At 30.5% G+C, this 12,259-nt stretch carries 12 protein-coding genes and 1 other annotated feature; all 12 genes read right to left on the reverse strand.

Annotation, left to right across the window (positions count from 1 at the left end; translation table 11 throughout):
- Positions 1–45: 45 nt before the first annotated feature.
- The 12 genes from udk to alaS all read right to left on the reverse strand — a co-directional run bounded on the left by udk (position 46) and on the right by alaS (position 12,014).
- Positions 46–666: a uridine kinase gene (udk, locus tag BUB01_RS10625; RefSeq protein WP_072987085.1), complete on the reverse strand. Its 621-nt coding sequence runs from the start codon at positions 664–666 to the stop codon at positions 46–48.
- Complete coding sequence (locus BUB01_RS10630; protein ID WP_072987087.1) at positions 666–1,889, reverse strand: peptidase U32 family protein; 1,224 nt, start codon at positions 1,887–1,889, stop codon at positions 666–668. The genes udk and BUB01_RS10630 overlap by 1 nt, the downstream gene beginning before the upstream one ends.
- 4 nt (positions 1,890–1,893) lie before the next feature.
- A complete protein-coding gene (locus tag BUB01_RS10635) occupies positions 1,894–2,538 on the reverse strand; it encodes an O-methyltransferase (protein WP_072987089.1) in 645 nt (214 codons plus the stop codon).
- A 14-nt stretch (positions 2,539–2,552) separates the two neighbouring features.
- A complete protein-coding gene (gene mltG / locus BUB01_RS10640) occupies positions 2,553–3,581 on the reverse strand; it encodes an endolytic transglycosylase MltG (protein ID WP_072987092.1) in 1,029 nt (342 codons plus the stop codon).
- A gap of 80 nt (positions 3,582–3,661) precedes the next feature.
- Positions 3,662–5,488 carry a translational GTPase TypA gene (gene typA / locus BUB01_RS10645; protein WP_072987095.1) on the reverse strand — a complete coding sequence of 609 codons (1,827 nt, stop codon included), beginning with the start codon at positions 5,486–5,488 and terminating at the stop codon, positions 3,662–3,664.
- A gap of 116 nt (positions 5,489–5,604) precedes the next feature.
- The gene (locus tag BUB01_RS10650) at positions 5,605–5,955 is read right to left on the reverse strand and encodes a YlbF family regulator (RefSeq protein WP_072987097.1); all 351 of its coding nucleotides are present in this window, start codon (positions 5,953–5,955) and stop codon (positions 5,605–5,607) included.
- Positions 5,956–5,985: 30 nt separating this feature from the next.
- Entirely contained in the window at positions 5,986–7,653 is a 1,668-nt protein-coding gene (locus tag BUB01_RS10655) for a ribonuclease J (protein ID WP_072987100.1), read from the reverse strand.
- A gap of 85 nt (positions 7,654–7,738) precedes the next feature.
- Positions 7,739–8,191: a Fur family transcriptional regulator gene (locus BUB01_RS10660; RefSeq protein ID WP_072987103.1), complete on the reverse strand. Its 453-nt coding sequence runs from the start codon at positions 8,189–8,191 to the stop codon at positions 7,739–7,741.
- 24 nt (positions 8,192–8,215) lie between these two features.
- Entirely contained in the window at positions 8,216–8,470 is a 255-nt protein-coding gene (locus BUB01_RS10665; protein ID WP_072987117.1) for a DUF1292 domain-containing protein, read from the reverse strand.
- A 22-nt stretch (positions 8,471–8,492) separates the two neighbouring features.
- A complete protein-coding gene (gene ruvX, locus BUB01_RS10670; RefSeq protein ID WP_072987120.1) occupies positions 8,493–8,909 on the reverse strand; it encodes a Holliday junction resolvase RuvX in 417 nt (138 codons plus the stop codon).
- Between the two features lie 74 nt (positions 8,910–8,983).
- On the reverse strand, positions 8,984–9,241 hold the full coding sequence (locus BUB01_RS10675; RefSeq protein ID WP_072987123.1) for an IreB family regulatory phosphoprotein: 258 nt from the start codon (positions 9,239–9,241) through the stop codon (positions 8,984–8,986).
- Positions 9,242–9,377: 136 nt separating this feature from the next.
- Positions 9,378–12,014: an alanine--tRNA ligase gene (gene alaS / locus BUB01_RS10680; RefSeq protein WP_072987126.1), complete on the reverse strand. Its 2,637-nt coding sequence runs from the start codon at positions 12,012–12,014 to the stop codon at positions 9,378–9,380.
- 51 nt (positions 12,015–12,065) lie between these two features.
- Positions 12,066–12,241 (reverse strand) — a binding site (T-box leader).
- Between the last annotated feature and the right edge of the window lie 18 nt (positions 12,242–12,259).

Here is a 12,259-nt window from a genome sequence, read left to right on the forward strand (position 1 = left end):
CTCCCTTAGCTTAATTCTAGCCTTAAGGAAGGTATTTTATTCAAACTACTTCTGAAGAATTTGTTTTATTTTTGCAACCATAATATCTATCGCTACTTTATTTTGTCCACCTTCTGGTATTATTAAATCTGCATGTCTTTTAGTTGGCTCTGTAAATTGTAAGTGCATAGGTCTTACAACTCCTAAATATTGATTAATAACTGAATCCACAGTTCTTCCTCTTTCATTTATATCTCTAACAAGCCTTCTTATTATTCTTACATCAGCATCTGTATCCACATATATTTTAATATCAAGAAGTTCTCTTATTCTAGGATCTTCAAGAACTAATATTCCTTCTACTATTATTATTTCCTTAGGTTCTACAGGAACTGTATTCTCAATTCTTGTATGCATTGAAAAATCATAAATTGGCTTTTCTATTAAATTTCCATTTAATAATTTTTCTAAATGCACTACTAATAAATCATTATCAAAAGCTTTAGGATGATCATAATTAGTTTTAACTCTTTCTTCCATTGACAAATGACTTTGATCTTTATAATAGGAATCTTGTTCTATCATAGCTATGCAATCTTCATCAAATTGATTGAATATTTCTTTTGCTATAGTACTTTTTCCTGAACCTGTTCCACCTGTAATACCTATTAGTATTGGCTTTTTCATTAGTTCTCCTCCTTGTTTTTTATTAACATATCATTTTTATTCAAAGGTTTTGTGGTTTTTGCTTTGAATATCATCTGAGCTTTATTTGCGACATCTATTTTATTTTGACCTTCATAGAAATCACTTAATGTAACCTCAAAATAATCACCTTCCGGTCTTAAAACTTCTACAGTATTCCCTTCAAATATTCTATTTCTTTGCTCTATAATTGCCGTGCTAGTTTCTGCATCATAATCCCTAACTACTCCAACTATGTCATATTCTCTTATATATGATGAGCTCTCATATATTTGCTCTGCTGATTTTCCAAAATAGAAACCTGTATGATATTTTCTATGACTAACTTTCATTAGATTATCTAACCACTCTTGCTTGAATTCATAGTGTTCAGGATCTTCTAAATAAGCATCTAACGCCTGTCTATAAGCCTTAACAATGGCAGCTACATAATAAGGGCTCTTCATTCTTCCTTCTATTTTAAGAGAATAAATACCACTTTCAACTATTTCAGGTATATGCTTTATCATACATAAATCTTTAGAATTCATGATATAACTGCCTCTATCATCCTCTTTTATTTCAAAGTATTCTCCTGGTCTCTTTTCTTCAACTAAATAATACTTATATCTACAAGCTTGAGCACAAGCCCCTCTATTTGCATCTCTACCTGTCATATAATTAGATAATAAACATCTTCCTGAATAAGCCATGCACATAGAACCATGTACAAAAGCTTCTATATCACATTCCTCTGGTAACTTTTCCCTCATTTCTCTTATCTCTTTAAATCCAACTTCTCTAGCTAAAACTATTCTTTTTACACCTTGATCATACCAGAATTTAGCACTTCTCCAGTTAACATTATTTGCTTGAGTACTTAAATGTATTTCTAAGTTAGGAACTACTTCCCTAGCTGTAGCTATAATAGCTGGATCAGACGCTATTATAGCATCCACTTTAAGATTATAAAGTTCTGTTAAATATTCTTCTAATCCATTTAAGTCTGCATTATGAGGAAAAACATTCATAGTTACATAAACTTTTTTCCCTCTATCATGAGCATATTTAACACCTTCTGAAATTTGTTCATTTGTAAAATTATCTGCAAAAGCTCTTAAATTAAGCTTACTTCCCCCTAAATAAACAGCATCTGCACCAAAATCTATAGCTGTTTTTAGTTTTTCTAAGCTCCCAGCTGGAGCAAGAATTTCTGGCTTTCTCATTTAATTACCTCCTCTTAGTTAAAGCTATTCCGTCACCCATAGGTATTACCGTGGTTATTAAACCCTTATCATTAGATACCATTTCAAGATAGCTCCTCATTCTTTTTACTATGGTTATCTTTCTTCTTTTCACTAAATCATCAGTTGCAACCATACCTCTAAAAAGCACATTATCCGCAATTATTATACCATTTTTTGATAAAAGTCTTAAACATTCTGGAAGAAAATGATTGTAATGCCCTTTACCTGCATCCATAAATATAAAATCAAATTCACCTTCAAGTCCTTTTAGTACGTCTAGGCAATCGCCTTCTATAATCTCTATATTATCATTAAAATTATATTTAATTATATTCTTTTTGGCAAGTTCAATCATCTCTGGACTTCTTTCAATAGTCTTTATCTTAGTCTCTTTTTCTGCCGCATTATACATAAGTATAGATGAATATCCAATAGCTGTTCCTAATTCTAAAATTCTTTTTGGTTTATTTAATGACACCATAAATTCCAAAAATTTTGCAGTTTCTTTTTGTACTATTGGAACCTTATTTTCTTTTGCAAAATCCTCAAGCTCTTTTAATATCCCAGTACTATCTGGAATTAAGCTTCTTAAATAATCTTCCATATAATCATAAGTTATTTGGCTCATATTTTCCTCCTAATTTATAGACCTGCATTTTGGCGCTCTTTCTTTTTATTTTCAAACTCACTACTTTTATTAGTGAAGAAATGTGTTTTTTGATCTAATTCTAATATATAATATATATAATTTGTATCAGCAGGACTTATAGCAGCCTTTATAGAAGGTTTTCCTGCATTTCCTATAGGACCAACCGGAAGTCCATAATTTTTATAAGTATTATATGGCGAATCTATTTTAAGGTCTTTATCATAAAGCTTATCTTTATGTTCTCCCAAAGCATATATAACTGTAGAACATATTTGTAGCATCATTTTCTTGTCTAATCTATTTTTGATAACAGAAGAAATGAGTTCTCTATCTTTATCTACTCTCGCTTCTTTCTCAATCATAGATGCTATATTAGCATACTTTTCATAGTCCTCTTCTTTTATTTCAACATTTGTTTCAATTTGTATATCTTTTATAACAGCCTCAAATCTATCTATCATTTCTTTAATGATATCTTCTGATTTTACTTTTTTAGAAAAATTATAAGTATCTGGAAATAAGAAACCTTCCACTAAATACTTTTTACCTGGAGTATCTTTAATATAACCTTTTCCTTTGTATTCTTTACACGCTTTTAAAAATTCTTCCTTTTTTACTATTCCATTTTTATCAAGTCTAGTAGCTATTTCATCTACTGTAAACCCCTCTGGAATTGTAACTTTTAATGTATCTCCACCTTCAGTTAAAAGCGTTATTAAATTTTTAAGACTTGTTTCAGTCCTAACATTATATTCACCTGGTTTTATTTCTACTTTAGGTTTATTATTCTTAATATATAGCTTAGCAAAAAAACTACTTTTAAGTTTATTTTCATTTTCTAAACTATCAAAAAGATTATAAATGGAATCTCCCTCTTTTACCACAATTTTAACTGTGCTTTGAGAAGAAATTAAAGGTGAATTTTGAGTTCGTATGTACTTTAAATAAACTATACCTGAAATCATTAGTAATAAAGAAACAAAAATAGGAATTATAATTTTTAAATTAAAATATTTTTTCATAAAAATCCCCCATATATAAAAGTAAATAGCCTAATTTGGCTATTTACTCCTATTATAATATGTTTATATGAAATAATAAACTATTTTTTACTTCTACTTACTGCTCTTTTTCTTTCAGTACTATCAAGAAGTCTCTTTCTCATTCTTATATTTACTGGAGTAACCTCTACTAATTCATCAGAATTGATATATTCAAGGCATTGTTCAAGAGACATAACAACAGGAGGAGTTAATTTTACTGTATCATCTGAACCTGATGCTCTTGTATTTGATTGATGTTTTCTCTTGCAGATATTAACTTCTACATCATCTGCTCTTGAGCATGATCCACATATCATTCCTGAATAAACTTCAGTACCTGGTGTTGTAAATAATAATCCTCTTTCTTGAGCATTAAATAATCCGTAAGTTACAGCTTCTCCAGATTCAAAAACAATTAGAGAACCTCTACTTCTTCCTGGCATATCACCCTTATGCTTTTCATATCCATCAAACACATGATTCATTATTCCATTTCCTTTAGTGTCTGTCATGAATTCATTTCTAAATCCAATAAGGCCTCTAGCTGGAACTCTAAATTCAAGTCTTGAATAACCATTAACTGCTGAAGTCATATTTACCATTTCAGCTTTTCTAGGTCCTAATTTTTCCATAACAGGTCCCATGAATTCTTCCGGAACATCTATAGTTAAGTATTCCATTGGTTCCATAGTAACTCCATCTTCTTTTTTGAATATAACATTTGGTTTTGAAACTTGGAATTCATATCCTTCTCTTCTCATAGTTTCTATAAGTATTGAAAGATGAAGTTCTCCTCTACCACTTACTTCAAAACAATCTGGTGATAATTCTTTAACTCTTAAACTTACATTAGTTTCAAGTTCTGTCATAAGTCTATCTCTTAAATGTCTTGAAGTAACAAACTTTCCTTCTTTTCCAGCAAATGGAGAATCATTTACCATAAAGTTCATATTCAAAGTAGGCTCGTCTATTTCTATAAATGGAAGTGCCTCTGGATTTTGTGCATCAGCTATAGTTTCACCAATGTTAGCATCACCTATACCACTTATAGCAACTATATCTCCCATTGAAATTTCTTCTGTTTCTTCTCTTTTAAGACCATTATATGTGAAAAGACTTGAAACTTTAAAGTTAGTTATACTTCCATCTTTTCTAACTATAGCAGCTTGTTGATTTTTCTTAAGCGTTCCTCTAGTTACTTTACCTATTGCTATTTTACCTACATATTCACTTGAATCAAGTGTAGTTACTAGCATTTGGAATGGTTCTTCCTTTGAACCTTCTGGTGGTTTAACATGTGATATTATAGTTTCAAATAAATCTTCCATATTGTCTTTAGGTTCTTCTAAATTGATCATAGCTATTCCTTGTCTAGCTGAAGCATAAACTATTGGAAAATCTAATTGTTCATCATTAGCTCCAAGTTCTAAGAATAATTCAAATACTTCGTCTATTACTACTTCTGGTCTAGCATCATTCTTATCTATTTTATTTATAACTACCATTGGATTTAATCCAAGTTCTAGTGCTTTTCTTAAAACAAATTTAGTTTGTGGCATTGGTCCTTCATAAGAATCAACAACAAGTATAACGCTATCTACCATTTTAAGTACACGTTCAACTTCTCCACCAAAATCAGCATGTCCTGGAGTATCAACTATATTTATTTTGATTCCATTATGCATTACAGCTGTATTTTTAGAAAGAATAGTAATTCCTCTTTCTTTTTCAAGATCGTTAGAATCCATTACTCTTTCTTCTAATTTTTCATTTTGTCTAAATATATTACTTTGTCTAAGTAGGGCATCTACTAAAGTTGTCTTACCATGGTCAACGTGGGCAATAATTGCTACGTTTCTTATATCTTCTCTTACAAAATTGTTCATTAATATTCCTCCAAAAAATTAAGTGCAAAATAAAATTGGATACTTGTGTACCCAATCTTGTTTATCATATTGATTTTAATATTATAAATTGTAAATGTCAACTATTTAATTAAACCTTAGTTTCCATTTGGTGCTATTACATTAACACCAATAGCTTCATTTAAAATTTTTAAAAGATCTTCCCAAATTACTGCAAACTTTGCTTCTGCTTGAATATAAGCAGAAACTTCTGGGTTTAACATAACAACATTTGCTACTTCTTGCATTTTAATTTTAGTTTCATCTTTTATTTTTCCAGTTTGCATCTGCTCAGTATAAGCTTCAAATTGAACTTTTCTAAAGTCTTCTATCATTTTTCTAAGATCTTCATTTTCATTTACTTCTTGAGATTTTTTTCTATACTCAACTACTTCTGGTAAATTTTTAAGTTCATTTGCAAATTCGTGAGCTTTATCATAAATATTCATTTTTATCCTCCTTATAACATTCTCAAATAGTTAAATCTCCATTATTATTGGAAGTATCATTGGTTTTCTCTTAGTTTTTTCATATAAATACATTCTTAATTGATCTCTCATAGAAGACTTCATTGTAGCCCAATCAGTAATATTCTTTTCTTCACAATCTAATAATACTGATTTTACTATTTCCCTAGCTTCTACCATCAAATCTTCTGATTCTCTTACATAAACAAAACCTCTAGAAATGATGTCTGGTCCTGCGACTAAAGTACCTGTTTCTTTTTCAATTGTAACTACCACAGTTAATATACCATCTTGTGATAAATGTTTTCTATCTCTTAATACTATATTACCAACATCACCAACTCCAAGACCATCTACAAATATTTGGCCTGATTGAACAGTTCCATTTTTTCTTATAGCATCCCTTGAAAGTTCTATAATGTCTCCATTATCTACAATTACTGTATTTTGCTCTGGAAGACCTAACTTTATTGCAAGTTCTGAGTGTTGTTTAAGATGTCTATACTCTCCATGTACAGGTATAAAATATTTAGGTTTAACTAATGAATGCATAAGCTTTAGCTCTTCTTGACAAGCATGCCCTGATACATGTACAGCCGCTAAAGATTCATATATAACCTCCGCGCCTTTTTTAAATAGTTGATTTATGACTTTAGAAACCGTTTTTTCGTTTCCAGGTATTGGTGTAGCTGATATTATTATAGTATCACCTTCAACAATACTTAATTTTCTATGTTCTGACGCTGCCATTCTAGCAAGTGCAGACATAGGCTCACCTTGACTACCTGTAGTTATCACGACTATTTGATCATTTGGATACTTATTTATATTATCTATACCTACCATACTATCTTTTTCTACAGTTAAATATCCTAATTCTATAGCTACTTGAACTATATTTTCCATACTTCTTCCTGATACAGCTATTTTTCTTCCTAAGCTTTCTGCTGCAAGTACTATTTGCTGAATTCTGTGTATATTAGATGCAAAGGTAGCAACTATAATTCTTCCCTTTGCTTTTCCAAATATATTTAAGAAACTTGCGCCAACAGTTCTTTCAGACATAGTATATCCTGCCCTTTCTACATTTGTAGAATCAGCCATCATACATAGCACACCTTTTCTTCCAAGTTCTGCAAACCTAGCAAAATCCATTACTTCTCCATCTATCGGTGTATAATCCACCTTAAAATCCCCTGTATGAAGTACCGCTCCCATAGGAGTATGAATAGCAATCGCCACTGAATCAGCTATACTATGGTTTGTTTTTATAAACTCTACAGAAACAGATTGTAATTTTATAACATCTCTAGGCTTTACTCTTATAAGCTCTGTTGTACTTAAAAGTCCGTGCTCTTTAAGCTTTGTCTCTACTATACCAAGCGTAAGTTTAGTACCATACACTGGAACATTTAGTTGTTTCAGAATATATGGTAACGCTCCTATATGATCTTCATGACCATGAGTTAAAAATATTCCTCTAACCTTATCTTTATTTTTTAATAAATATGAAACATCAGGTATTACTATATCTATACCAAACATATCTTCTTCTGGAAATTTCAACCCACAATCTATAACCACTATATCTTCTTTATATTCTATAGCTGTTATATTCTTCCCTATTTCATTTAATCCACCTAAAGGAATTATTTTGACTTTAAGTTTTTCTCTTTTCATATTTCCCCTCCTTTTCCGTGTTGCTACACATTATGTATTACAAAGGTTGTCATCTATAGTCGTCATAGAGGTCCCTTTATTATCTTTATTTTTCTTTACAGTCTTCACATAATCCAAAAAATTTAACACTATGATCTAATATTTTAAACTTATAAGTTGATTCAATTTGTGCTTCTAAATCCTCAAGTAGATCATCTTGAACTTCTAGAACTTTACCACAAGAATTACAAACTAAATGATGATGCCTATGAGTCTCATTTACATGAGCAAGTTCATATCTACTACAGCCATCATTTAAATCAAGCTTATATACTACACCCATTTCTTCTAAAAGTAAAATTGTTCTATAAACTGTTGCAAGCCCAATTTCAGGACACCTTTGTTTTACTTCATCATAAATTTCTTCTGTAGTTAAATGCTTTCCTTCATTATCAATAATTGTATCTACTATTGATCTTCTTTGAGGTGTTAATTTATAACCTCTCTTCTTTAATTCTTCTTTTAAACTTTCAAAATCTCTTGATGTTAATTGTGACATTTTCAAAACCTCACTTTTCCTATTTTATTCTTCATCTAGGAATAAGGTAGCATATGCTTCTTCTATCATGTCTATTTCATTTTCGTCTTCTACGCTTGCTAAAACTTCATTTCCCTCTTCATCTAATACTACTTTCATAGCAATATTCACATCATCTTCACCTTCTGGTGATAATATAAAGTATTCTTCACCTTCTATTTCTAACTTAGTAACAACATTAAATTCTATTTCATTATTATCCTCATCCATTAGAACTATTCTGCTTAAATCATTTTGCATTTTTTATCTCCTTTTACTTTTATTATTTATTTGAAATTCTGTCTAGATATCCTTGTAAAATATATGTTGCAGCAATCTTATCAACTATCTTCTTCCTCTTTGCTCTAGATAAATCTGCTTCTAGCATAGCTTTATGTGCAGCTACCGTTGTAAGTCTTTCATCCCAAAATTCTATCTTAGGATCAAAACTTTCCTTCAACTTTTCACAAAATTCTTTAACCATCTCTCCTGATGGTCCTATTGTTCCATTCATATTTTTAGGCATACCTGCAACTATTATGCTCACATCATATTCATCATATATTTTTTTTATTTCCTCAATATCCTGAGTATAATTTTTTCTTTTTATTGTTGTTATACCTTGTGCAGTCCATCCAAGTGGATCACTTATCGCTATACCAACAGTTCTTGAACCTATATCTAAACCTAATATTCTCATCTGTTTCTCCTTAATTTAAAGGTTTCTCATTTTTTAAATTTATGTGCAAATAAAGAGTGCCCAAAGGGCACTCTTTATTTTAATTCTAAATAAGCTTTTATTACTTCCTCAAGAATCTCATCTCTCTCAAGTTTTCTTACCAAAGCCCTCGCCCCATTATAATTTGTAATGTAAGTAGGGTCACCTGATATCAAATATCCAACTAGCTGATTAACAGGATTATATCCTTTTTCTTGTAGCGAATCATACACTTCCGTTAAAATAGCCTTAGTTAAATCTTTTTTGTTTTTACTAAAGTCAAACTGCATTGTATTATCTATGTTATTGCCCATAGTTCACTGCAAAACTGCAGTTTCACCCCCTCACAATAATAGTTTATTCTATATTTAATATAACTTACATTTTATTTTATTTATTTTTTATTGATAATTATAATTTTATTATAACCCATATTTATTAATTTGTATACTATTTTACAAGAGTTTCTAAAACTTCGTACGCTTTTTCTAGAGCTTTTTCGATCATTTCTGCATTTTTACCACCAGCCTGAGCCATGTCTGGTCTTCCACCACCGCCTCCGCCAGCTACAGTTGCAGCTTCTTTAATTACCTTTCCACAATGAACTCCACTTGATAAAGAATTCTTTGTTGCCATAGCTACAAAGTTAACTTTACCATCTACAGCACTTGCTAGTACTACAACTCCAAGTTCCATTTTATTTCTTATTTTATCTGCTAAATCTCTAAGAGAGTTTCCATCCAAACCTTCTACTTTAGACGTAACAACCTTAACCCCTCTTATTTCTCTCGCATTTGCTAAAATGTCATCTTCCGCTCCTTGTACAAGCTTTGCTTTTAATTCAAAAATTTCTTTTTCCTTATCTTTTAATTCATGAATTTGTGAATTTAATCTTTTAACTATATCTTTATCAGAACATTTAAGCATACTTGAAACTTCTTTCAAAAGATTATTTTTATTTTCCATGAATTTAATAGCATTTACTCCTGTAACAGCTTCTATTCTTCTTATACCAGCCGCAACCCCTGATTCTGATACTATCTTTATTATACCTATTTGACCTGAATTATATACATGGGTTCCACCACATAATTCTTTTGAGAATTCTCCAACAGAAACCACCCTAACATCAGCAGCGTACTTATCGTCAAATAAAGCCATTGCTCCTGACTTTTTAGCCTCTTCTATACTCATAACATCTGTTTTTACTTCAAACACTTCCATTATTTTTTCATTAACTAAAGCTTCTATCTTATTAAGTTCGTCTTCTGTAATGGCTGAGAAATGAGTAAAGTCAAATCTAAGCCTTTCCTGATCAACATAAGATCCTGATTGGCTTACATGAGAACCTAAAACTTCTCTTAAAGCCTCATGTAACATATGAGTTGCTGTATGATTTTTAGAAATAGCTCCTCTTCTTTCTTTATTAACTTCTAAAGTCACAAGTTCATTTAAGGTAAGCTTTCCTTCTATTACTTTTACATAATGAATTATTTTACCGCCAACATTTTTCTTACAATCTATAACTTCTATCTTACAATTTTCATTTGAAATTATACCTTTGTCTCCAACTTGACCTCCCATCTCAGCATAAAATGGAGTCACATTTGTTACTACATAACCTTCTTCACCTTTTATAAGTTCATTTACAAATTCTGTTTTTGTAGCTAAAACTATAGCCTTTGCTTGCAAAATAGTTTTTGAATATCCATCAAATTCAGTTATAATGTCTGAAGAAATTTTATTGATAGGGTTTTCATCACTCCCCATGTATGTGTTTTCTCCTCTTGCCTCTTGAGCTCTTCTTCTTTGTTCTTCCATATGAGATTTAAAACCTTCTAAATCAATTTTAAGATTTTTTTCTTCTGCTATTTCTTCAGTAAGCTCTACTGGAAAACCAAATGTATCATATAAAGTAAATATATCTTTACCTTCAATTATATTTTTATTGTTAGCTAAAACTTCATCAATAACAACCTGTAATTTATCCATGCCAGCATCTATAGTTTCATTAAATCTTTCTTCTTCTAACGTAACTATTTTCTTTATAAAATCTTGCTTTTCTCTTAATTCTTCGTAAGCTCCACCGTAATTTTCTACTACAGTATCTACTATTTTATGAAGAAATATTCCTTCTGCTCCAAGCTTTCTTCCATGTCTTGCAGCTCTTCTTAAAAGTCTTCTTAATACATAACCTCTACCCTCATTAGATGGTTGAACTCCATCACATAACATCATAGATATACTCTTAACATGATCTGTTATTATTCTTATAGAAATATCTTTTTCCGAATCTTGACCATATTTACTATTAGTAAGTTCACAAACCCTATTTACTATATTTTTAACTGTATCTATTTCAAATATATTATTTACACCTTGCATTATAGTTGCAATTCTTTCAAGTCCCATTCCAGTATCTATATTAGGATGAGCTAAATTATTGTATTTTCCATCTTCATCCTTATCAAATTGTGTAAATACTAGATTCCAGAATTCAACTATCTTATCAGCTTCAGAAGCTTCTTCAAACTGTTCTGAAGTTTCTATTTTTCCAGCACCTCTATCAAAGTGTATTTCACTACAAGGACCACATGGACCTATACCAACTTCCCAGAAGTTATCTTCTCCCAATCTAAAAATTCTTTTTGGATCTATATCTGTTTTAGAAGTCCAAATTTCAAATGCTTCATCATCTGATAAATGAATAGTTACATAAAGTTTATCCTTTGGAATAGCTAAAACTTCTGTTATGTATTCCCAAGCCCATGGAATTATTTCATTTTTGAAATAATCACCAAAAGAAAAGTTCCCAAGCATTTCAAAAAAAGTACCATGTCTTGAAGTTTTACCTACGTTCTCTATATCACCTGTTCTAATGCACTTTTGACAAGTTGTTATCCTCTTTTTAGGCGGAGTTTCAAGTCCTGTAAAATAAGGCTTTAAAGGTGCCATACCTGAATTTATAAGTAATAAACTTTTATCATTTTTAGGTATAAGCGGTGCTGACTTTAATCTTAAATGCTCCTTTCCTTCAAAAAAGCTTAAATAACTCTCTCTTAATTCATTTGCTCCCATATATTTCATAGCAATTCCTCCAATTTAATATTTTTTATAAAAAAAAGCCTACATCCCTAACCAAGGGACGAAAGCTCTACTTCCGCGGTACCACCCTAATTATGTAAAAAACTTTACACCTCTTAAGTAAATATAGCTCAAAGATAGCTTCAATAGACTTTTTAAGAAGTTTTCACCCAAACACTTCCTCTCTAAATAAAAAAATTCTATTTACTCATTCTTATCATCACTTTTTATTAAGTTATAGGCAAATT

Origin of the sequence: Clostridium cavendishii DSM 21758 (genome assembly GCF_900141845.1) — a bacterium.
Lineage (GTDB): Bacteria > Bacillota > Clostridia > Clostridiales > Clostridiaceae > Clostridium_AG > Clostridium_AG cavendishii.